At 63.6% G+C, this 22,031-nt stretch carries 24 protein-coding genes; 12 read left to right on the plus strand and 12 right to left on the minus strand.

Going from position 1 to position 22,031, the window contains the following annotated elements; genetic code table 11:
* Positions 1-524: 524 nt before the first annotated feature.
* Both rhtA and J5M58_RS11380 read left to right on the plus strand, forming a co-directional pair.
* Positions 525-1,412: a threonine/homoserine exporter RhtA gene (gene rhtA / locus J5M58_RS11375; RefSeq protein WP_112253260.1), complete on the plus strand. Its 888-nt coding sequence runs from the start codon at positions 525-527 to the stop codon at positions 1,410-1,412.
* A 190-nt stretch (positions 1,413-1,602) separates the two neighbouring features.
* Positions 1,603-1,884 carry a hypothetical protein gene (locus J5M58_RS11380; RefSeq protein ID WP_112253261.1) on the plus strand — a complete coding sequence of 94 codons (282 nt, stop codon included), beginning with the start codon at positions 1,603-1,605 and terminating at the stop codon, positions 1,882-1,884.
* Positions 1,885-1,922: 38 nt separating this feature from the next.
* On the opposite strand, the gene J5M58_RS11385 is transcribed toward J5M58_RS11380, so the two are convergent.
* The gene (locus tag J5M58_RS11385) at positions 1,923-3,731 is read right to left on the minus strand and encodes an aminopeptidase P family protein (protein ID WP_207878151.1); all 1,809 of its coding nucleotides are present in this window, start codon (positions 3,729-3,731) and stop codon (positions 1,923-1,925) included.
* Positions 3,732-3,951: 220 nt separating this feature from the next.
* On the opposite strand from J5M58_RS11385, the gene J5M58_RS11390 reads away from it, so the two are divergent.
* Both J5M58_RS11390 and J5M58_RS11395 read left to right on the plus strand, forming a co-directional pair.
* A complete protein-coding gene (locus tag J5M58_RS11390; protein ID WP_207878152.1) occupies positions 3,952-5,070 on the plus strand; it encodes a DUF3182 family protein in 1,119 nt (372 codons plus the stop codon).
* Positions 5,054-5,824, plus strand: a complete 771-nt coding sequence (locus tag J5M58_RS11395; protein ID WP_207878153.1) for a S9 family peptidase — start codon at positions 5,054-5,056, stop codon at positions 5,822-5,824. The genes J5M58_RS11390 and J5M58_RS11395 overlap by 17 nt, the downstream gene beginning before the upstream one ends.
* Here the strand turns inward: J5M58_RS11395 and J5M58_RS11400 are convergent.
* Positions 5,803-6,183: an antibiotic biosynthesis monooxygenase gene (locus J5M58_RS11400; RefSeq protein ID WP_207878154.1), complete on the minus strand. Its 381-nt coding sequence runs from the start codon at positions 6,181-6,183 to the stop codon at positions 5,803-5,805. The two genes, J5M58_RS11395 and J5M58_RS11400, sit on opposite strands and share 22 nt — an antisense overlap.
* Before the next feature lie 107 nt (positions 6,184-6,290).
* On the minus strand, positions 6,291-7,274 hold the full coding sequence (locus J5M58_RS11405) for a GlxA family transcriptional regulator (RefSeq protein ID WP_112253266.1): 984 nt from the start codon (positions 7,272-7,274) through the stop codon (positions 6,291-6,293).
* Between the two features lie 82 nt (positions 7,275-7,356).
* Between J5M58_RS11405 and J5M58_RS11410 the strand changes: the two genes are divergently transcribed.
* On the plus strand, positions 7,357-7,905 hold the full coding sequence (locus tag J5M58_RS11410; protein WP_112253267.1) for a cysteine hydrolase family protein: 549 nt from the start codon (positions 7,357-7,359) through the stop codon (positions 7,903-7,905).
* Between the two features lie 131 nt (positions 7,906-8,036).
* Here J5M58_RS11410 and J5M58_RS11415 read toward each other — a convergent pair whose 3' ends face one another.
* Complete coding sequence (locus J5M58_RS11415) at positions 8,037-8,600, minus strand: helix-turn-helix domain-containing protein (protein ID WP_112253268.1); 564 nt, start codon at positions 8,598-8,600, stop codon at positions 8,037-8,039.
* A gap of 83 nt (positions 8,601-8,683) precedes the next feature.
* Between J5M58_RS11415 and J5M58_RS11420 the strand changes: the two genes are divergently transcribed.
* The 7 genes from J5M58_RS11420 (at position 8,684) to J5M58_RS11450 (ending at position 15,842) form a co-directional block, all read left to right on the plus strand.
* Complete coding sequence (locus J5M58_RS11420) at positions 8,684-9,634, plus strand: DMT family transporter (RefSeq protein WP_112253269.1); 951 nt, start codon at positions 8,684-8,686, stop codon at positions 9,632-9,634.
* Positions 9,635-9,784: 150 nt separating this feature from the next.
* The gene (locus J5M58_RS11425; RefSeq protein ID WP_207878155.1) at positions 9,785-12,700 is read left to right on the plus strand and encodes a monovalent cation/H+ antiporter subunit A; all 2,916 of its coding nucleotides are present in this window, start codon (positions 9,785-9,787) and stop codon (positions 12,698-12,700) included.
* Entirely contained in the window at positions 12,700-13,044 is a 345-nt protein-coding gene (locus tag J5M58_RS11430) for a Na+/H+ antiporter subunit C (protein ID WP_013971840.1), read from the plus strand. The genes J5M58_RS11425 and J5M58_RS11430 overlap by 1 nt, the downstream gene beginning before the upstream one ends.
* Positions 13,041-14,720: a monovalent cation/H+ antiporter subunit D gene (locus J5M58_RS11435; protein ID WP_112253271.1), complete on the plus strand. Its 1,680-nt coding sequence runs from the start codon at positions 13,041-13,043 to the stop codon at positions 14,718-14,720. Before J5M58_RS11430 ends, J5M58_RS11435 begins: the two co-directional genes overlap by 4 nt.
* Entirely contained in the window at positions 14,717-15,205 is a 489-nt protein-coding gene (locus J5M58_RS11440) for a Na+/H+ antiporter subunit E (protein WP_112253272.1), read from the plus strand. The genes J5M58_RS11435 and J5M58_RS11440 overlap by 4 nt, the downstream gene beginning before the upstream one ends.
* Positions 15,202-15,480: a K+/H+ antiporter subunit F gene (locus J5M58_RS11445; RefSeq protein ID WP_003259015.1), complete on the plus strand. Its 279-nt coding sequence runs from the start codon at positions 15,202-15,204 to the stop codon at positions 15,478-15,480. The genes J5M58_RS11440 and J5M58_RS11445 overlap by 4 nt, the downstream gene beginning before the upstream one ends.
* Positions 15,477-15,842 (plus strand): Na+/H+ antiporter subunit G, encoded by a 366-nt coding sequence (locus J5M58_RS11450; protein ID WP_207878156.1) that lies wholly within the window; start codon positions 15,477-15,479, stop codon positions 15,840-15,842. The genes J5M58_RS11445 and J5M58_RS11450 overlap by 4 nt, the downstream gene beginning before the upstream one ends.
* A gap of 12 nt (positions 15,843-15,854) precedes the next feature.
* On the opposite strand, the gene J5M58_RS11455 is transcribed toward J5M58_RS11450, so the two are convergent.
* The 8 genes from J5M58_RS11455 to J5M58_RS11490 all read right to left on the minus strand — a co-directional run bounded on the left by J5M58_RS11455 (position 15,855) and on the right by J5M58_RS11490 (position 22,021).
* On the minus strand, positions 15,855-16,067 hold the full coding sequence (locus tag J5M58_RS11455; RefSeq protein ID WP_207878157.1) for a hypothetical protein: 213 nt from the start codon (positions 16,065-16,067) through the stop codon (positions 15,855-15,857).
* Positions 16,064-16,534: a hypothetical protein gene (locus tag J5M58_RS11460; RefSeq protein ID WP_003259020.1), complete on the minus strand. Its 471-nt coding sequence runs from the start codon at positions 16,532-16,534 to the stop codon at positions 16,064-16,066. Before J5M58_RS11460 ends, J5M58_RS11455 begins: the two co-directional genes overlap by 4 nt.
* Before the next feature lie 406 nt (positions 16,535-16,940).
* Positions 16,941-17,135 (minus strand): hypothetical protein, encoded by a 195-nt coding sequence (locus tag J5M58_RS11465; RefSeq protein ID WP_112253275.1) that lies wholly within the window; start codon positions 17,133-17,135, stop codon positions 16,941-16,943.
* A 178-nt stretch (positions 17,136-17,313) separates the two neighbouring features.
* Entirely contained in the window at positions 17,314-17,718 is a 405-nt protein-coding gene (locus J5M58_RS11470; RefSeq protein WP_003259022.1) for a TraR/DksA C4-type zinc finger protein, read from the minus strand.
* Between the two features lie 407 nt (positions 17,719-18,125).
* Positions 18,126-18,899, minus strand: a complete 774-nt coding sequence (locus J5M58_RS11475; RefSeq protein WP_050704987.1) for an enoyl-CoA hydratase — start codon at positions 18,897-18,899, stop codon at positions 18,126-18,128.
* Positions 18,900-18,912: 13 nt separating this feature from the next.
* Positions 18,913-20,040, minus strand: coding sequence for an acyl-CoA dehydrogenase (locus J5M58_RS11480; RefSeq protein ID WP_025338375.1), 1,128 nt, complete (start codon positions 20,038-20,040; stop codon positions 18,913-18,915).
* 8 nt (positions 20,041-20,048) lie between these two features.
* Complete coding sequence (locus J5M58_RS11485) at positions 20,049-21,242, minus strand: acetyl-CoA C-acyltransferase (RefSeq protein ID WP_207878158.1); 1,194 nt, start codon at positions 21,240-21,242, stop codon at positions 20,049-20,051.
* Between the two features lie 11 nt (positions 21,243-21,253).
* Positions 21,254-22,021, minus strand: coding sequence for an SDR family NAD(P)-dependent oxidoreductase (locus tag J5M58_RS11490; RefSeq protein WP_207878159.1), 768 nt, complete (start codon positions 22,019-22,021; stop codon positions 21,254-21,256).
* Positions 22,022-22,031 lie beyond the last annotated feature (10 nt).

Raw genomic sequence — 22,031 nt, forward strand, 5'->3', positions numbered from 1 at the left:
AAATGACTATGTGATTTCTCGCATGGCCACTTGTGATGCTGATAATCTTTGTGACTATCAGTCCGTACTCACAAGCACCCACACGAATTGCTTGATTCGATTTGTTAAAGAGCGTTTGGTTAAGAGCTTTTCGTCTCAACCGAGGCGCGCATTCTACGCTTTCCTCATTTGCTGTCAAGCGTTTATTTTGAAGTTTTTTGCGAGAAACTCGTTTAGCTTCAAACACTTGACTCAACAGGGTGGCTGGCTTCGCTTCGCTACCGCGTTGGAGTGGTGCGCATTATAGGGCGGCTTTTCAGGAGGTCAACCTTTGATTTCAATAATTTAGGTTTTTTTTGAAAAGACTGCGTCAGGGCCGCTTGGTGCTCGCCGCAAGCCCCGCAGCGCCTGTGAGATCGAGCGCCGCCCCCGCGGCGCTCGATCTCACAGGCACCGAAAGTACAACGCCATGCACCTTGCCCCCCACCCTCATAATTGCGCACTATATTGCTCACCCCACCCCGCTCAAGGATCGCCGCGCAGAAATGAACACCCAACCCCGCAGCCTGGCCGCTACCTTCTTCCCGATCGGCTTGCTGCTCATCGCCATGGCATCGATACAGTCCGGTGCCTCACTGGCCAAAAGCATGTTCCCCATCATCGGTGCCCAAGGCACCACCACCCTGCGCCTGATCTTCGCCAGCATCATCATGCTGCTGATACTGCGCCCGTGGCGTGTGCGCATGACCCGCAATACCCTGCGCAACGTCATAATCTACGGCATGGCGCTGGGCGGCATGAACTTCCTCTTCTATATGGCTCTGCAAACGGTACCCATCGGCATCGCCGTGGCACTGGAGTTCACCGGCCCGCTGGCCGTGGCGATCTTTTCCTCGCGTCGGCCGATCGACTTCCTGTGGATTGCCCTGGCCATCGTCGGCCTGTTGTTGCTGCTGCCGGCCGGCCATGGCGGGCAGGCTCTCGACCCGGTCGGCGCAGCCTATGCCCTGGGCGCGGGCGTGTGTTGGGCGCTGTACATCCTGTTCGGGCAGCGTGCCGGGGCCGAGCATGGAATCCAGAGCGCCGCGCTGGGTGTTGTGGTCGCCGCGCTGTTCGTTGCTCCCATCGGTATCGCCCACGCTGGCAGCGCATTGCTCACACCCGCCGTGATCCCCATGGCGCTGGGCGTCGCGGTGCTGTCGACCGCCCTGCCCTACAGCCTGGAAATGGTTGCCCTCACGCGCATCCCGGCACGCACTTTCGGCACCCTCATGAGCATCGAACCAGCATTTGGCGCACTGTCCGGCTTGCTGTTCCTGGGGGAGGTACTGACGTTTACCCAGTGGCTGGCTATTCTGGCGATCATTACCGCATCGGTCGGCACCACCCTGTCCATGCGCAAGGAGCCCAGCCCGGCTGTCGCAGCAGACTGATATGAGAAATATTTTCATTTGAGACAGGATTAGTGATTGTAGCGACCCGTCTCGCTGATTAAGCTGTCACAGAATCATCATCTTTACGCTATCTACTGGACCGAACACGGACGCTGGGGAATTTTCAGGACGAACCGAAGCGATAACGACGGGGTCAGACAACTGATCCGCCCCGCATTTAAGGACAGGAATGAAACGTATTTTGCTCATCCTGGCCATCTTGGCTATTGCTGGATGTGCCGCCACGGCCAAGACTGAGGTCAAAAGGGGCAAGAAGGGCCTGCATATCAATTGTTCCGGCCTGTCTTCCTCGTGGGACAACTGCTACAGCAAGGCCGCTAGCTCCTGCAGCACGCGCGGCTATCGGGTCGTTGCACGCTCGGGCGATAGCGATGAAGAACCCGGTGACTACTTGTTCGGTATCAACCCGGCGGGTTATACCAGCCGCAGCATGATCGTCATCTGCAAGTAGAAGAAAGGGCAGCTTTCAAGCTGCCCTTTTCATTTACCTCACAAGGGCGCGGTACGCGCCTCCAGCCAGGCCAGCGCGTCACCCTTGAGCAAGGGCGCCAGGCGCTCGCGCACACTGGCGTGATAACCGTTCAACCAGTCCCGCTCCTCCCTGGTCAGCAGCTCGGGCACCAGGCAGCGGGTGTCGATCGGGCACAGCGTCAGGGTTTCGAATTTCAGGAAGTCGCCGAAGGCGCTCTTGCCGGCCTCGCGGTTGACCACCAGGTTCTCGATGCGCACACCCCACTGCCCAGGGCGGTATGTACCCGGCTCGATCGAGCTGATCATGCCCACCTGCATCGCGGTCTGCGGTGTGGGCGCGGCCTGGTAGGCAATTACTTGCGGCCCCTCGTGCACATTCATGAAGTAACCCACCCCATGCCCGGTGCCGTGGCCATAATCTACCTGGTCAGCCCAGATCGGTGCCCGGGCAATGGCGTCGAGCAATGGCGACAGCACGCCTCGCGGGAAGGTAGCGCGCGACAAGGCGATCATGCCTTTGAGCACACGCGTGCAATCCTGCTTCTGTGCAAGGCTCGGGTTGCCCACCGGCACCATGCGGGTGATGTCGGTGGTACCGCCCAGGTACTGCCCGCCCGAATCGATCAGCAGCAGGCCATCGCCCTCGATGACCGCATGCGACTGCTCGGTGGCACGGTAATGCGGCATCGCGCCATTGCCATTGAAGGCGGCAATGGTAGAAAAACTCAACGACACGAAGCCCGGGCGGCGGGCACGCGCGGCACTCAATTGCTCGTCGACCGTCAGCTCGGTTACCAGCTGACGACCGAGGTTGGCCTCGAGCCAGGCGAAGAACTCGCACAAGGCCGCACCATCCTGCTCCATTACCTGGCGGATGTGCACCAGCTCGTCATCACTCTTGCACGACTTGCTCAGGGTGCTGGGGTTGAGCCCCTCGACCAGTTCCACCTCGGCCGGCAGGTTATCCAGCAGGCCGCAGGTGACCCGGGCCGGGTCGACCAGCAACCGGCTGCCGGCAGGTATGGCGGCAAGGGCCTTGCCTGCTTCGGTGTAGTCGCGCACTTCGATGCCGTCGACCGCCAGCACCTGGCACAGATGGTCATCGAGCTTGTCCTGGCCAACGAACAGAATGGCCTGCTGCTGGCTGATCAGGGCAAAGGCCACGAACACCGGATTATAGGACACATCGCTGCCGCGCAGATTGAACAGCCATGCGATGTCATCCAGGGTGGCGATGAAATGCCAGTCGGCCCCCTTGGCCTGCACGCTCTGGCGCAACTGCGCCAGTTTTTCCGCACGGCTCACCGTGGCGTGCGGCGGCAAATGCTGGTAGACCGGGTTGCCTGGCAGCGCCGGGCGCCCTTCCCAGACCTGGCCCAGCAGGTCCTTGTCAGTCACCAGGCGCGCCCCACGCGCCTTCAGCCGGTCGCCGAGCTGGCGCGCCGAAGCCAGGGCCATGACCGCACCATCTACCGCCACGCTGCCATTGAGCTGAACGTGATCGCCCAGCCATTCCAGCGCGCCAGGCTTGCCCGGCAACAGCTTCATCAGCTCGATGCCACTGCCTGCCAACTCGTGCTCCGCCTGTTCCCAGTAGCGGCTATCGACCCACAACCCGGCAAAATCAGCCGTGACCACCAGCGTGCCGACCGAGCCGTGGAAACCCGACAGCCACTGGCGCCCTTGCCAGTAACCGGGCAGGTATTCGGAAAGATGGGGGTCGGCCGAGGGTACCAGCAAGGCATCGATGCCCTCTGCGGCCATGGCCTGGCGTACCTGTGCCAGGCGCTGCGGCACGCTTTGCCCAAGGATGGTCTGAACGTTCATGCGCTCTCCTGCGGCTACATCACGGTTTATCCAATGCGTCGATAATGGAACAGCCGCCGAAGCCCTGCAATCTTGGCGACCGACACACGGCATGCATTGCCCGCCACGCCCTGCGCATACCGGACATTTCCTCCAGAAGGGTCAGGACCACCGATCAAGTTTCGCTGAACTTCCTCAAAGCACCGGCTTCACACTCAGTACATTCATTGCACACAGGCAAATGACCATGCCCAATGCCGGCGCCCCTAAAAGCGGCGTGGTGCTGCTCGACACCCGCGCGCACACCCCCGACCACGAGCATGCCGTACACCTGAAGCTTGCCGATGGCCTGGCCCGCCTGCTGGGCTGCGCGCACGTGCAACCCAGCCAGCCGCCAAGCGCCACCGATGGCTACTATTACCTGCCCACCGAAACCCTGGTCGATGCCAGGCGCCATGCCGCCTTGGGTATCTGCAGCGAACAGGACCTGTTCGGCGGCCTGGTCGCACACCCATACATGGCAACCAAGGCGATTTCCCACCCGCTGCCGGCAGGGGCCAGTTTCCCGCCGGGCTGGACCGATGCCTTCGCCCGGCAAGCCAGCGACGCCCTGCTGCGCGGCTACACCGTGTTCAGCAAGGCCGATGCGCGCAGCGCCGCACAGCTGTTGCTGGCGGACGGCCCGTTGCGAATCAAGCCGGTACTGGCCTGTGCAGGCCGTGGACAGCAGGTCATCAACACGGCGGATAAGCTGGAACCGCTACTGACCGGCATGAATGACCAGGACCTTGCGCTATGGGGGTTGGTGCTCGAGGAAGACCTGAGCGAAGTGCAAACCTTCAGCGTCGGCCAGGTACGCGTCGCCGGCCTGACCTGCAGCTATCACGGCACCCAGCAACTGACTCGCGACCATCAGGGCACGGAAGTGTATGGCGGCTCCGACCTGGTAGTGGTGCGCGGTGACTACCAGGCACTGCTGCAACTGCCCCTGGACGAGCCGCTGCGCCTGGCCATAAACCAGGCGATGGCTTACGAACAGGCCGCCGAGCAGCACTTCCCCGGCTTCATCGCCTCACGGCGCAACTACGACATCGCCCGCGGCGTGACCCCCCAAGGCCACCTGCGCAGCGGCGTACTCGAACAATCCTGGCGTCTGGGCGGTGCCAGCAGTGCCGAGCTGCTGGCTTTGCAGGCGTTCGCCGACGACCCGGCACTGCAACGGGTGCGTGCCTCTACCCATGAAGTGTTCGGCACTCCCGAACTGCCCGCTGACGCCACCCTCTTCTACCAAGGAAACGACAGTGAACTCGGACAACTCAGCAAATTTGCGCGGATTCGCGAACATGACCATTCAGAGTGAAACCGTTGAACTGCAGGTCGAGGATGACAGCATCGTCGGCACCCTGGTCAGCCCCGGCAGCAAGATGCCGGGCATCCTCTTCGTCCACGGTTGGGGCGGCAGCCAGCAGCGCGACCTGGCCCGCGCCCGGCAAATCACCGGGCTGGGCTGCGTGTGCATGACCTTCGACCTGCGCGGCCACGAAAAAACCGAAAGCCAACGGCTGACGGTCACCCGCGAACAGAACCTCACCGACCTGCTGGTGGCCTACGACCGGCTGGTAAGTCACCCGGCCGTCGATTCCAGTGCCATCGCCATCATCGGCAGCAGCTATGGCGGCTACCTGGCCACCCTGCTGACCCGCGAACGGCCGGTCAAATGGCTGGCCCTGCGAGTACCCGCCATGTACTGGGACGACGAATGGAACCTCCCCAAGCAAACCCTCGACCGGCAACGGCTGAACGCCTACCGCCAGCGACCGCTCGGGCCGTCGGACAACCGCGCGCTGGCAGCCTGTGCCGAGTTCGGTGGCGATGTACTGCTGGTGGAGTCCGAGCAGGACGACTACGTGCCGCACAGCACACTGATGAGCTACCGCTCGGCATTCGTCAGTGCCCATTCGCTCACCCACCGCATTGTCGACGGTGCCGACCACGCATTGTCCAGCGAAGAAAGCCAGAAAGCCTACAGTTCGATCCTGGCGGCATGGGTCAGCGAAATGGTCGTTGGCGCCCGCCTGGACCGCTACCCGCACTACGCGCCCTGGTATGCCTGAGGCTCACCCACCTGGCAATGCAGGCCGCCATCGGCGCCGCGCACCAGGCTGCGCAGGGTCTGATAGGCAGCAAAGTTGACGCCACGGGCCTGGTGCTGGCCAAGCAGTTCGAGAAAAGGTTCCCCGACGAAATACACCGCCGCCGCTGCCCACGCCTGGCGGGACTGCCATTGCAGGTACTGCAGCACCCGGCTGCCGTCGTCGCTGGCCTGGATACTGACACCCTGCAGCCCTTCGCAATGCGCGGCCAACGCTTCACTGCGTGCTACCAGCGCCTGGGCCAACCCCTGCTGGAAGCTGCCGGGCACTTCATATTCGATCATCTGGGTAAACCACAGGGCTTGAGTTGTTGCCGTCATGAACGTTCTCCTGCTGACGGACGCGTACAGCGCGATGCCGAGCAGGGTAAAACCTCAAGTTATGTCAAGGTCAAGCGGTTTTCCGCAACGGGAACACCCGGTACGCCCTAACCGGATACGGCGAAGCGCCGCCGGTAATCACTCGGGGTCAGGCCAGTGATGCGCTGAAATACCTTGCGAAACGCTCCCGGGTCCTGGTAACCGACGCCCCAGGCGATCTGCTCGACATTGCGCCGGGTGAACTCCAGCAAGCGACACGCCCGCCCCACCCTCACCTGCTGGCAGTACTCGGTTGGCCGCAGCCCCGTGGCAGCACGAAAACGCCGCAGGAAGGTGCGTTCCTCCAGCCCCGCGCAGGCGGCCATGCCGGCCAGGTCGGCATCCTGCCCTCCGTTGCCCTGCAACCAGTGCTGTACTTTCAGCACCGCCTCATCGCCATGATCCAGGCGTGGATTGAACACTGCACCGGGCAGCGGCGCCGTGACCGGGTCGACCGCAAGATAGCGGGCAGTTTCCCGCGCCACCGTCGCCCCCATGAAGCGCTCAAGCAAGCGCAAGCCCAGGTCGGTCCAGGCCATCAGCCCGGCCGAGGTGACAATGTCGCCATCGTCCAGCAACGGTTGCTGGGCCTCGACCCGCACCTTGGGGAAACGCTGGGCAAGCGAATGCACGTAGTTCCAGTGGGTACAGGCCGGGCGCCCGTCGAGCAGGCCACTGGCAGCGATGAAGAACACCCCGATGCACACCGATGCCAGTACCGTGCCGTGCCCGTGCAACTGGCACAACGTCGCGCGATGGCGTTCAAGCAGCTCACCTTGTGGTGCCGACTCCAGGCTCGGCGGAATGATCAGCACCCGCAGATCGGATACGGCGACGGGCGGGCTTTCAGGGGCAGGCTGCAATTGCCCCGCCTCGTCCGCCTGCCAGAAGCTGATACGCACCGATGGCAACTCGACGGCCCCAAGTTCCGCAGCCACCCGGTTGGCCACCAGGAACAGGTCGGCCAAGCCATGCACGGCGGCACGCTGCGCGCCTGGGTACAGCAGCAGGCCGATGTCCAGGCTGGCGTGGTTGTCAGTTTTTGCCCGCATAGTGTCGTTCGCGCCAATCCTCAGGTCCGTGCGCACAGCCTATAACTAACGTCATCCAACGACTACTGCCACAGGAGGCAGCATGAGCAAGCAGGCGCTGATCATCATCGACATCCAGAACGACTACTTCCCGGGCGGCAAATGGACGCTCGATGGGGCCGACCAGGCGGCGGACAATGCTGCCCGTCTGCTGGCAGCGGCACGTCAACGGGGCGACCTGGTGGTGCATGTACGGCATGAGTTCGACAGCGCCGATGCGCCGTTCTTCGCGCCAGGCTCGCAGGGTGCGGCCATCCACGCCAAGGTCGAGCCCAGGGCCGGTGAGCCCGTAGTGCTAAAGCACAAGGTGAACGCCTTCCTCGGTACCGACCTTGAGAATACGCTGGACCGGCATGGTGTCGAGGCCCTGACCATCGTCGGCAGCATGAGCCACATGTGTATCGACGCCGCCACCCGGGCCGCAGCCGATCTGGGTTACGAGGTGACCGTGGCGCACGACGCCTGTGCCACGCTGCCACTGGAGTTCGATGGCAAGCGGGTGCCGGCGGCACAGGTACATGATTCGGCGATGGCGGCGTTGGCGTTTGCCTATGCCAAGGTGGTGAAGACCGATGAATTGCTGGATCGCTGATCAGGCTTGAGGTCTGGCGGCGCTTTGCGCCCCATCGCGACGCAAGGCCGCTCCTACAGGGGGTACGCGATCTCCTGTAGGAGCGGCCTTGCGTCGCGATGGGCTGCGCAGCAGCCCCAAAACCTGCTACCTCAAATAACCACATTGCGCACAAATCGCACCGCCACCGCCCCATCGTTGCGATAGGCATACCGGCAATTGCTGGGAAACACCTGGAACTGCCCGACCTGCAGACGATGCTCGACCCCTTCGATAATCAGCGTCAGTTGCCCTTGCGCCACATAGATCTGCTCGCTCCAGCCCTCGGCATCAGCCTCGCTGAAATAGCACTCGCCCGGTGCCAGCGTCCATTCCCACAGCTCCACCTCGCGCCGCGCCACACTGCTGCCCAGCAGCACCGCCCGGCTCTGCGGATGCTCGCCGGCCCAGGCCAACTCTTCGATGCGCCCGGGGTCACGCTGGTCAGGTGCCTGGATCAGGGTACTGAAAGCCACGCCCAAGGCTTCGGCAATCAGGTCGAGGGTAGTCAGGCTGACATTCTTCTCGCCCGCCTCGATCGCCACCAGCATGCGCCGGCTGACACCGGAGCGCTCCGCCAGCGCCGTCTGGCTCATGCCCGCGGCGTTACGCAGGCCGCGTACATTGAGGCTGACATGTTGCAGCACCGATGCCCGGTGCGAGGAATCTTTGTGCACTATATTGCTCACTGGTCGGTATTGCGCAGTATACTGCCCATTTTGCGGCGATTGTGCGCCGCCCCCTCCGAGTGCGCAAGACCATGACCCAGCCCAGCAGCAAACCGGCCCCTGCCATTACCTTTCGCCTGAGCAAGGCCGAACTGGTGCTGGTGTTCATCACCATGCTGTGGGGCGGCACCTTTCTGCTGGTGCACAACGTGATGACCGTCAGCGGCCCGATGTTCTTCGTCGGCCTGCGCTTCGCCGCAGCCGCGCTGTTCGTCGGGGTGGTCTCGGCGCGAGCACTGCCTGGGCTGACCTTCACCGAACTGAAGGCCGGCATGCTGATCGGTGTGTCGATCATGCTCGGCTACGGCTTGCAGACCATGGGCCTGCAAACCATCAGCAGCAGCCAGTCGGCGTTCATCACCGCGCTGTACGTGCCATTCGTGCCGCTGTTGCAGTGGCTGGTGCTGGGCCGGCGGCCCGGCCTGATGCCCAGCATCGGCATCTGCCTGGCGTTCATCGGCCTGATGCTGCTGGCCGGGCCGGAAGGGGGCAGCCTGCACTTCAGCGAAGGTGAACTGGTAACCCTGGTCAGCGCCGTGGCCATTGCCGGCGAAATCATCCTGATCAGCCGCTACGCCGGCCAGGTCGATGTGCGCCGGGTCACCGTGGTTCAGTTGGCGACCGCCTCGCTGCTGGCGTTCCTGATGATCGTGCCGACTCAGGAGCGCATACCTGACTTTTCCTGGCTGTTGCTGGCCAGTGCCGTGGGCCTGGGCGCCATGAGCGCGGTGATCCAGGTGGCAATGAACTGGGCGCAGAAGTCGGTCTCGCCCACCCGCGCCACCCTCATCTATGCCGGCGAACCGGTATGGGCCGGGATCGTCGGGCGCATCGCCGGTGAGCGCCTGCCGGGCGTGGCACTGCTCGGCGGCCTGCTGATCGTGATCGCGGTGGTGGTAAGCGAACTCAAGGTGCGCCGCCCGCGCGAGGTGGTCGAAGCGCGGGAAGTGCAGGATGAAGGCGAACGCCAGGCTGGCCTGTAAAGCCGCCAACTGCGGCTATGCTTTGTAAGAATCTGTTATAAAAAAACAGCTTGTCACAGCCTGTTTGTAGGATTCTGCGACAGCTTGCGTGTTGGTGATCATCCCCTCGGCACGTATGATTCTTTGCAAACTTCTCCAGAATAGGCCGCTATGTCTTTGATAGTGCTATTGCTTCTGCCGTTCGTGGGCAGTTGCCTGGCAGCCGTGCTGCCGCACAACGCACGTAACGCGGAGTCCATTCTCGCCGGGCTCGTGGCCCTGGTCGGCACTGTCCAGGTAGCACTGCTGTACCCTCAGGTCGCCCACGGTGGCGTGATTCGCGAAGAGTTCCTATGGTTGCCCAGCCTGGGGCTGAACCTGGTGCTGCGCATGGACGGCTTCGCCTGGCTGTTCTCGCTGCTGGTGCTGGGCATCGGTACGCTGGTGTCGCTGTATGCCCGCTACTACATGTCACCGCAAGACCCGGTGCCGCGCTTCTTCGCCTTCTTCCTCGCCTTCATGGGCGCCATGCTCGGCCTGGTGATCTCCGGCAACCTGATCCAGCTGGTGTTCTTCTGGGAACTCACCAGCCTGTTCTCCTTCCTGCTGATCGGCTACTGGCACCACCGTGCCGACGCCCGCCGCGGCGCCTACATGGCGCTGATGGTCACTGGCGCGGGCGGCTTGTGCCTGCTGGTGGGTGCCCTGCTGCTCGGCCATGTGGTCGGCAGCTACGACCTGGACAAGGTCCTGGCTGCCGGCAACACCATTCGCCAGCATGCGCTGTACCCGGTGCTGCTGCCGCTGATCCTCATCGGCGCCCTTAGCAAGAGTGCACAATTCCCCTTCCAGTTCTGGCTGCCCCATGCCATGGCAGCGCCCACCCCGGTATCGGCTTATCTGCACTCGGCGACCATGGTCAAGGCCGGGGTATTCCTGCTGGCGCGCTTGTGGCCGGTGCTGTCGGGCAGCGAGGAGTGGTTCTGGATCGTCGGCGGTGCCGGTGCCCTCACTCTGCTGCTCGGCGCCTTCGCCGCCATGTTCCAGAACGACCTCAAGGGTCTGCTGGCGTACTCGACCATCAGCCACCTGGGCCTGATTACCCTGCTGCTGGGCCTGAACAGCCCGCTGGCCGCGGTCGCAGCGGTATTCCACATTCTCAACCACGCCACCTTCAAGGCCTCGTTGTTCATGGCCGCCGGCATCATCGATCACGAAAGCGGCACCCGTGACATCCGCCGCCTCAGCGGTTTGATACGCCTGGTGCCATACACCGCCACCCTGGCCATGGTGGCCAGCGCCTCGATGGCCGGCGTGCCGTTGATGAACGGTTTCCTGTCCAAGGAAATGTTCTTTGCCGAAACGGTGTTCATCAGCTCCAGCGCCTGGGTCGAGGCCACGCTGCCGGTAATCGCCACCCTGGCCGGCACCTTCAGCGTGGCCTATGCCCTGCGTTTCACCGTCGATGTGTTCTTCGGCCCCACTGCGCAGGACCTCCCGCACACCCCGCACGAACCGCCACGCTGGATGCGTGCGCCGGTCGAACTGCTGGTGCTCACCTGCCTGGTGGTGGGCATCTTCCCTGCCCAGTCGGTCGGCCCGCTGCTGGCCGCTGCCGCCCTGCCTGTGGTGGGCGGCACCCTGCCGGAATACAGCCTGGCCATCTGGCATGGCTGGAACGCGCCGCTGGTCATGAGCCTGGTGGCCATGAGCGGCGGTATCGTGCTGTACCTGTTGCTGCGCAAGCAGCTGCGCCTGGGCCGCTTCCCCTACCCGCCGGTGATCGAGCGTTTCAACGGCAAGCGCCTGTTCGAGTACGGTCAGGTGCAACTGATGCTGCTGGCGCGGCGTATCGAGCGCCTGCTCACCAGCCGCCGCCTGCAGTCGCAGCTGTTCATGCTGGTGCTCGCCGCCTTCCTCGCCGGCCTCACGCCCATGCTCTACAGCGGCCTGAGCTGGGGCGATCGGCCGAAGATTCCAGGCTCGGGCGTGTTCGTCGCGTTGTGGCTGATTGCCATCGCCTGCGCCATCGGCGCCGCCTACCAGGCCAAGTACCACCGTTTGGCAGCGTTGATCATGGTCAGCGTCTGCGGCCTGATGACCTGCATCACCTTCGTCTGGTTCTCCGCGCCCGACCTGGCCCTGACCCAGCTGGTAGTGGAAGTGGTCACCACCGTGCTGATCCTCCTCGGCCTGCGCTGGCTGCCGCGGCGGATCGAAGGCGTATCGCCGCTGCCGGGCAGCCTGGAGCGTGCGCGCATGCGTCGCCTGCGCGACCTGCTGCTGGCGGTGCTGGTAGGTGGCGGCATGGCCGTGCTGTCCTATGCCATGCTGACCCGGCCGACGCCGAACGACATTTCCTCGTTCTACCTGAGCCGGGCCCTGCCCCAGGGCGGTGGCACCAACGTGGTCAATGTCATGCTGGTCGACTTCCGTGGTTTCGATACCCTTGGTGAAATCACCGTGCTGGTGGCCGTGGCGCTGACCGTGTTCGCCCTGCTGCGGCGCTTCCGCCCACCGAAGGAAAGCATGCAACTGCCGGCGCAGCAGCGTCAGCTGGCACCCGATGTGGTCACCGACCTGATCAATCCGCGGCATGCCACCGACACCGCACTGGGTTTCATGATGGTGCCCGCTGTGCTGGTGCGCCTGCTGCTGCCGATCGCCCTGCTGGTGTCGATGTACCTGTTCATGCGTGGCCACAACCAGCCCGGTGGCGGCTTTGTCGCCGGCCTGGTGATGTCGGTGGCATTCATCCTGCAGTACATGGTGGCCGGCACCCAGTGGGTCGAGGCGCAGATGAGCCTGCGCCCGCTGCGCTGGATGGGCACCGGACTGCTGTGCGCAACCCTGACCGGCACCGGCGCGATGCTGCTGGGCTACCCGTTCCTCACTACCCATACCGCCCACCTGCACCTGCCGTTGCTCGGTGATGTGCACGTGGCCAGCGCGCTGTTCTTCGATGTCGGTGTGTTCACCGTGGTGGTCGGCTCGACCCTGCTGATCCTCACTGCCCTGGCGCACCAGTCGGTGCGCGCCTACCGCCCGGGCAACCCGGCGAAAACCAGCCAAGCAGGAGCCGCCTGATGGAAGAAGTGATTGCAGTTGCCATCGGCGTGCTGGCCGCCTCGGGGGTATGGCTGATCCTGCGCCCGCGAACTTACCAGGTGATCATGGGCCTGTGCCTGCTGTCGTACGGGGTCAACCTGTTCATCTTCAGCATGGGCAGCCTGTTCATTGGCAAAGAACCGATCATCAAGGACGGCGTGCCCCAAGACCTGCTGCACTACACCGACCCGCTGCCGCAGGCCCTGGTGCTCACCGCCATCGTCATCAGCTTCGCCATGACCGCGCTGTTCCTGGTGGTGTTGCTGGCCTCGCGCGGCCTGACCGGTACCGACCACGTGGATGGCCGGGAGCGTGACGAATGAGTGGCATGAGCCAGTTGATCATCGCGCCCATCCTGCTGCCACTGGTGACCGCGGCAGTGATGTTGCTGCTGGGCGAGAAACACCGGCAGACAAAAGCCCGGCTGAACCTCCTGTCGACTTTCGCCGGCCTGGGCATCGCGGTCAGCCTGTTATTGTGGGTGCGCACCCAGGGCCAGGCGGAATCCATCGGTGTCTACCTGCCGGGCAACTGGCCGGCGCCGTTCGGCATCGTGCTGGTGGTCGACCACCTGTCGGCCCTGCTGCTGACGCTCACCGGGATCATTGCCTTCAGTGCCCTGCTGTTTGCCCGCGCTCGCTGGGATAGTGCGGGGGCCAGCTTCCACGCGCTGTTCCAGATCCAGCTGATGGGCTTGTACGGCGCCTTCCTCACTGCCGACCTGTTCAACCTGTTCGTGTTCTTCGAGGTGCTGCTGGCGGCTTCCTATGGCCTGCTGCTGCACGGCTCGGGCCGCGCCCGGGTGCGAGCCGGCCTGCACTACATTGCCATCAACCTGTTCGCCTCGTCGCTGTTCCTGATCGGCGCCGCGATGCTGTATGGCGTGACCGGAACCCTGAACATGGCCGACCTGGCCCTGAAGATTCCGCTGGTGCCAGAGGCCGACCGTGGCCTGCTGCACGCTGGCGCGGCGATCCTGGCCATGGCGTTCCTGGTCAAGGCCGGCATCTGGCCGCTGAACTTCTGGCTGGTGCCGGCCTATGCCTCGGCCAGCGCGCCGGTGGCTGCGCTGTTCGCCATCATGACCAAGGTCGGCCTGTATGCCGTACTGCGCCTGTGGACACTGCTGTTCTCCGGGCAGGCCGGGGCCTCGGCGCACTTCGGTGGTGAATGGCTGGTATACGGTGGCCTGGTCACCCTGGCGGTGGCGGCGGTGTCGATCCTGGCCGCGCAGCGCCTGGAGCGCATGGCCGCCCTCAGCATCCTGGTTTCGGCCGGCACCCTGCTCGGCGCCGTCGGTTTCGCTCAATCGGCGCTGACCGGCGCGGCGTTGTTCTACCTGGTCAACTCGACCCTGGCGCTGTGCGCGCTGTTCCTGCTCGCCGAACTGGTCGAGCGTTCGCGCTCGGCCAACGAAGCACCGCTGGACGACGAAGAAGACGCCATGCCGCCACCGCTGGAATCACTGCACCCACCCAAGGGCATCAACCTCGACGACGAACAGAAGGTGGTGATCGGCCAGATCATTCCGTGGACCATGGCCTTCCTCGGCCTCAGCTTCATCGCCTGCGCCCTGCTGATCATCGGCATGCCGCCGCTGTCGGGCTTTGTCGGCAAGCTCAACCTGATCAGCGCGCTGTTCAACCCGCAAGGGCTGGGTGTGCCTGCCGAGCAGCCGCTGGGGGCGGCAGGCTGGGGCCTGGTGGCGTTGCTGATCCTGTCTGGCATGGCCTCGCTGATCGCCTTCGGCCGTGTCGGCATCCAGCGCTTCTGGAAGCCTGAGGAACGCCCTTCGCCGGTGCTGCGCCGCTATGAATGCCTGCCCATCGTTATCCTGCTCGGCCTGTGCATCATCCTCAGCTTCAAGGCCGAGCCACTGCTGCGCTACACCCAGGACACCGCTGCCGGCCTGCAGGCCCCCGACGCCTATATCGAAGCCGTGATGGCCGCGCGGCCGATTCCTGGCCCCACCTCGCTTGACGTACAGGTGCAGCCATGAATCGACTGTTCCCCGCACCGCTCTTATCGGTTTCGCTGTTCGCACTGTGGCTGTTGCTGAACCTCTCGGTCAGCCCCGGCAATCTGTCGCTGGCTGCCGCGCTCGGCGTGCTGGCGCCTCTGTTGATGGCGCCACTGCGCCCGCAGCATGCCCATGTGCGACGGCCGCTGGCGATCGCCCGGCTGATTGGCCGGGTCGGTATCGATGTGATCATGTCCAACCTGCTGGTTGCCCGTGGCGTGCTGCGCGCCGGCAAGCAGCCGCCACGCTCTGCGTTCGTGCACATCCCGCTGGCCCTGCGCGACCCGCATGGCCTGGCAGCGTTGTCGATGATTACCACGGTGGTGCCCGGCACGGTCTGGTCCGAACTGGCGCTGGACCGCAGCGTGTTGCTGCTGCATGTGTTCGACCTGGATGACGAGGCGGCCTTCATCCAGCACTTCAAGGACACCTACGAACGCCCGCTTATGGAGATTTTCCAATGACAGGCCTGCTCGCCAATGCTGTCCTCGCCAGCCTGTTCATCTTTGCCCTGGCCATGGCCCTGGCACTTATCCGGCTGTTCCGCGGCCCGTCCGCCCAGGACCGGGTGCTGGCGCTGGACTACCTGTACATCCTGGCCATGCTGACCATGCTGGTACTGGGAATCCGTTATGCCAGTGACACCTACTTCGAAGGTGCCCTGCTGATTGCGCTGTTCGGTTTCGTTGGCTCGTTTGCCCTGGCCAAGTTCCTGCTGCGCGGTGAGGTGATCGAATGACTGAAAACCTGCAACTCCCCTTCTGGCTGGAGCTGGTCACTGCCGTACTGCTGCTGACCGGCAGCCTTTTCACCCTGATCGGCGCCGTGGGCCTGTTGCGGCTGAAGGACTACTTTCAGCGCATGCACCCGCCGGCACTGGCCTCGACCATTGGCGCCTGGTGCGTGGCACTGGCTTCGATCATCTACTTTTCCTGGCTCAAGGAAGCCCCGGTGTTGCACGCCTGGCTGATTCCGATCCTGCTGTCGATCACCGTACCGGTGACCACATTGTTGCTGGCCCGGGCAGCACTGTTCCGCAAGCGCATGGCGAAAGAGCCGGTACCTGAAGAAGTCAGCAGCGGCCGCGATCGAGGCAACTGACAGATCGCGGCCTCACCCTTGGGCAAGGCGCTGCAACTCGCGCCGGACCATGGCCACATAAGGCGGCGGGCCAAGGCGATATAATTCGCCTGCCACCCAGGTCAACCAGGCGCCTTGCAGTTCATCGCGCCTGGCCAGCAAACGCTCGGCCTCGGCCAGGGCATCCGCCTGGTGCTGCCGATGGAACTCGGCACGCGTGGCGGGCACCTCGTCACTGTGGGTCATTCACTGGCCTTGAAGGTGGTCAGCTCACCTTTGCGCCATTTGGCAACCTTTCCGGTCACCGCCTTGAGCAACTTGCCCAGGCCTTCCTGCACTTGCTGCTGCGCAGCGAACACCAGCATCACACCGTGGCCTTCACGGAACACGATGCCTTCGCCTTCGGGCACCGACACGAAGGCATAGTCGCCCACGCCATATACGTTCAGCTTGATTTCACGAAAGCGCATTTCCAGTTTGCCGCCTTCACGGCTGGGCAGTACCGCGGCGCGAAAGTGGTCGCCGACCTTCAGTTCCAAACGTTGCTTGTCATCGACGACCAATGCGCTTTCGGTGTCGATTTCGGCCATGTACAGGCCTTCGGGACTCTGTTCGGTGACATAGACAAAGCGGCCCTGAAACAACTGGGCCAATTTACCGCGCAAGTCGCCCAGGGCGAACAACGCATGGGTATCAAGAGTGCTGACTGCCAATGAAGTAATCCTCAACCGGTTACAACCCGCCCTCACCCAAAGCTCGGTGAGGCACGGTCATTTCTTATCGATAGGCGAAAGAATAATAAAGCGATATGCGAAATGTCTGTGCCCGCTGGCGCTGCAGCGTGCAGGAATCTTTACTCTGGCTTGCCAGATCTGGCCTCGAATACAGGCTTTCGGCATATTCCCAATTCGGGAAGCGTAATGTCTGACAACAAAACCGCCAGAAAAGATGCGGCAGGCAATGCCAGAGCGCACGTGAGAACGGGCCCTGCAATCCATCAGCGCATTACTGGGGGAAGAATATGCACGAAAACACCGAAATTCGTCGAGAGGTAAAGTACATTTCTTACAGGGAACGCCCTGAACAACCCTGCTCACTCGCCGACAGCACTCACGGCGCTCAGGCAGCCAAGCCCTTCTTCAACTGCTGCTGCCAGGCCGCCTGGCACTCCAGCGCCTCTTCACGGGTGGCGAATGCGGTGCCACGGCGTTCGCCATTGACCAGCACTACCCAGCAGTTGCGCACACCCAGCGCCCGTAGTGCGGCAGGCACACCCGAACCAATCATCACGGCTACATCGACCCGGCTATTCATCATTCCCTCCGGAATTTAATTAGCACCCTAACGATAGAGCCATGATACGCCTGCTTACGGCGCGGAAACAGCGCATCCCGGTATAGCAGTGTTACGTACGGGGCAACAAAACCGCAGCCGGCAAGAAACGCAAAAAGCCCCAGGGATCGCTCCGTGGGGCTTGGCACACCGCGCGTGGTTACACCTGGCGCTGATGGCGGTCGAGCTGCTCGTGGCGCTCCTGGGCTTCGATGCAGTACTTGGTGGTCGGGCTGATCAGCAGACGCTTCAGGCCGATAGGCTCACCACTGTCATCGCACCAGCCGAAGCTTTCGTCGGCAATACGGTCCAGGGCCATTTCCAGCTGCGGCAGCAGGCGCTGGTCGCGGTCGATGGCATTCACCAGCCAGCTACGCTCCTCTTCGACCGAAGCCACGTCGGCAGGGTCCGACGGGGTGTCCAGGCCTTCGATGGTGGCACGGCTCAGCTCGATGCGTTCATGGGTTTCGACTTTCATCGCCTGCAGCAGGCCAGCGAAGAAAGCCAGCTGGTCAGCGTTCATGTAGTCATCGGCCGACATGGCCAGCAACTGTTCCTTGGTCATCGATTTCTCTATGAAAAAATGTGCATTTGGGCGATTCCCGGTGCCGCCGACGCCTTGGCATCGGCAGCGGAATTCTTCAAGCGCCAACCGGCACTCTTTTACAGGGGGCGGCAGTCTAAGGCGCCGCGTCGCGTGGAGCAACTGCAATTGGGTGGGAATTTGCTTTCGGCGCTCGGAATCCGCTGGTCGGTGCAAAGAAGATGCTTGGTAGGGGCCGTGGAGTATGGCGGGGAATTGGGTCAGGGCCGCCAGGTGCATGTCTGGAGATTGGGTTAGGGCTATCAGGTGTTTGCCATGACATTTTCAGTGCCTGTGAGATCGAGCGCCGCCCGCGCGGCGCTCGATCTCACAGGCGCCGGACCTCTAAAGGCATGCCCCAAAGGCCCAACGCAAATCCACAACCAGAATCACCGATCCTTGAACTGCGCCTCGCGCTTGGCAATGAACGCAGCCATACCCTCTTTCTGATCTTCGGTAGCAAACGCCGCATGGAACACCCGCCGCTCGAAGCGCACACCCTCGCTAAGGGTGACTTCGAACGCACGGTTGACGCTCTCCTTGACCATCATGCTCACCGGAATCGACTTGCTGGCGATGGTCGCAGCCACCTTCAACGCCTCTTCCACCAGCTCCGCCTGTGGCACGATGCGCGCCACCAGCCCGGCACGCTCAGCTTCCTCAGCCCCCATCAGGCGACCGGTCAGGCACAATTCCATGGCCTTGGCCTTGCCCACCGCGCGGGTCAGGCGCTGGGTGCCGCCCATCCCCGGCAGCACGCCCAGGTTGATCTCTGGCTGACCAAACTTGGCGTTATCCGCCGCCAGGATGAAGTCACACATCATCGCCAACTCGCAGCCACCGCCCAAGGCAAAACCGGACACCGCGGCAATGATCGGCTTGCGCCGGTTGGCAATGCGGTCGGCATCGCTGAACAGGTCGTCAACGTAGATTTGCGGGTATTGCAGCTCGGCCATTTCCTTGATGTCGGCGCCAGCGGCAAAGGCCTTGGCGGAACCGGTCAGCACCACGCAGCCGATGTTCGGATCGCGCTCGAGCTGGTCCAGCGCCTGGTTGATCTCGCCGACGATCTGCGCGTTCAACGCGTTCAGCGCCTGCGGGCGGTTGAGGGTGATCAGGCCGACCTTGCCGTGGATGTCCAACAGGATGGTTTCGAATGCCATGCAGTCTGCTCCTTCAAAGATTGCGCGCAATGACCATGCGCTGAATGTCGCTGGTGCCTTCGTAGATCTGGCAAACCCGAACGTCGCGGTAGATGCGCTCCAGCGGGAAGTCACTCAGATAGCCATAACCGCCCAGGGTCTGCAAGGCGTCCGAACAGACCTTTTCGGCCATTTCCGAGGCAAACAGCTTGGCCATCGACGCTTCAACCAGCGCCGGGCGCCCGGCATCGCGCAGCGCGGCGGCGTGCAGCACCATCTGCCGGGCCACGGCAATCTTCGTCGCCATGTCGGCCAGGCGGAAGGCCACCGCCTGGTGCTCGATCAGCGCCTTGCCAAAGCTCTGCCGCTCGTTGGCGTAGTCACGCGCCACCTCGAACGCCGCGCGGGCCATGCCCACCGCCTGCGAGGCGATGCCGATACGGCCGCCTTCGAGGTTGGCCAGGGCGATCTTGTAGCCCTCGCCTTCGGCACCCAGGCGGTTGGCCACCGGCACGCGCACATTGTCGAATACGATCTGGCAGGTGTCGGAGGCGTGCTGGCCGAGCTTGTCCTCGACCCGCGCCACTTGGTAGCCCGGCGAATCGGTGGGCACGATGAAAGCACTGATGCCGCGCTTGCCGGCGTCCGGGTCGGTCACGGCGAACACAATCACCACCCCGGCATTCTGCCCGGAGGTGATGAACTGCTTGCTGCCATTGAGCACGTAGTGGTCGCCATCCAGACGTGCACGGGTCTTCAAGCTGCTGGCGTCAGAGCCGGCCTGCGGTTCGGTCAGGGCAAAGGCACCGAGCATCGCGCCGCTGGCCAGCGGGGTGAGGAACTGCTCTTTCTGCTGCTCGCTGCCAAAGCGCAGGATCGGCACACAGCCCACCGAGTTGTGCACGCTCATGATGGTCGAGCAGGCGCCGTCACCCGCGGCGATTTCCTCCAGGGCCATGGCATAGGCCACGTAGCCGGTGTCGCTGCCGCCCCACTGCTCCGGCACCAGCATGCCGAACAGGCCCAGCTCGGCCATCTCCTCGATGGCCTCCTTCGGGAAGCGGTGTTCCTTGTCCCATTGTTCGGCAAACGGCTTCAGGCGCTCCTGAGCAAAGGCGCGAACCGCGTCGGCGATCTGTTGTTGCTCGTCAGTTACCAGCATGGTTCACCTCAGTACAGGCATTCGACAGCCATGGCAGTGGCCTCGCCGCCGCCAATGCAGATGGCCGCCACACCACGGCGCAGGTTGTTCTGGCGCAGGGTCGACAGCAGGGTCACCAGGATGCGCGCGCCGGAAGCGCCGATCGGGTGGCCGAGGGCGCAGGCGCCGCCATGGATATTGACCTTGTCATGCGGCAGGTCGAGGTGCTTCATGGCCGCCAGGGTGACCACGGCGAAGGCCTCGTTGATCTCGAACAGGTCGACCTCGGCCAGGTCCCAGCCAGTGCGTTTCATCAGTTTGTCGATGGCACCGATCGGTGCGGTCGGGAACAGTGCCGGGGTGTCGGCAAAGGCGGCATGGCCGTGGATCACCGCCAGCGGCTTGAGGCCGCGCTTGTCGGCTTCGGAACGGCGCATCAGCACCAGCGCCGCAGCGCCGTCGGAAATCGAGCTGGAGTTGGCGGCGGTCACCGTGCCGCCTTCGCGGAAGGCCGGCTTGAGCTGCGGGATTTTGTCCAGGCGTGCCTTGGGCGGCTGTTCGTCGTCCTTGATGACGCGTTTCTCTTTGCCTTCGGTGACCTCGACCGGCACGATCTCGGCAGCAAAGCGACCGCTCTTGATAGCGTCCTGGGCGCGGGTCAGCGAGGCGATGGCGAACTGGTCCTGGGCTTCGCGGCTGAAGGCATTGGCCTGGGCGCAGTCTTCGGCAAAGGTGCCCATCAGGCGACCTTTGTCGTAGGCGTCTTCCAGGCCATCCATGAACATGTGGTCGATGATCCTGCCGTGGCCCATGCGGTAGCCGCCACGGGCCTTGTCCAGCAGGTAGGGCGCATTGGTCATGCTTTCCATGCCACCAGCCACCACCACATCAGCGGTGCCGGCCAGCAGCAGGTCATGGGCCATGATTGCCGCCTGCATGCCCGAACCGCACATCTTGTTCAGGGTGGTACAGGTGGTGTGCTTGTCCAGGCCGGCGCCCAGCGCGGCCTGGCGCGCCGGTGCCTGGCCCTGGCCGGCCGGCAGCACGCAGCCGAACAGCACCTGCTCGACACTGGCAGCATCGATGCCGGCGCGCTCCACGGCACCACGGATGGCGGCGCTGCCCAGCTGCGGCGCGGTCAGGCTCTTGAGGTCGCCCTGCAGGCCGCCCATGGGCGTGCGCACGGCGCTTACGATAACGATCGGGTCATTGGCGAGGGTCATGTTCGCTCTCCTTACTTGGCAGCCATGCGCAGTGCACCGTCGAGGCGGATCACCTCGCCGTTGAGCATGCTGTTCTCGATGATGTGGCGGGCCAGCGCGGCATATTCCTGCGGGCGACCCAGACGCGGTGGGAATGGCACGCCGGCGGCCAGCGAGGCGCGTACTTCCTCGGTCATGCCGGCCATCATCGGCGTTTCGAAGATGCCCGGGGCGATGGTCATCACACGGATGCCGAAGCGCGCCAGTTCGCGGGCGGTCGGCAGGGTCAGGCTGGCGATGGCGCCCTTGGAAGCCGCGTAGGCGGCCTGGCCAATCTGCCCGTCATAGGCGGCGATGGACGCGGTGTTGATGATCACCCCGCGCTCGCCGTCCTCACCGGTAGCCCCTTCGGCCATGGCTGCGGCTGCCAGGCGCAGCAGGTTGAAGCTGCCGATCAGGTTGACGTTGATGACCTTGGCGAAGCTGGCCAGGCCATGCGGGCCCTGCTTGCCCAGCACTTTTTCGGCACCGACGATACCGGCACAGTTGACCAGCCCGTGCAGGCTGCCAAAGGCGTTGACAGCCGCATCCACTGCCGCGTGGGCGGCCTGCTCGTCGCTGATGTCGGCCACCGCGAAGCGGGCATTGTCGCCCAGCTCGCGTGCCTTGGCTTCGACGGCCTGGGCATTGAGGTCGACCAGCATGACCTTGGCGCCGGCCTCGACCAGCATCTGTGCGGTAGCAGCACCCAGCCCGGAGGCAGCGCCGCTGACGATGAAGTGTTTGTTGGCTATTTGCATGATCGGTTTC

Origin of the sequence: Pseudomonas sp. 32_A, assembly GCF_017490905.1 — a bacterium.
GTDB lineage: Bacteria > Pseudomonadota > Gammaproteobacteria > Pseudomonadales > Pseudomonadaceae > Aquipseudomonas > Aquipseudomonas inefficax.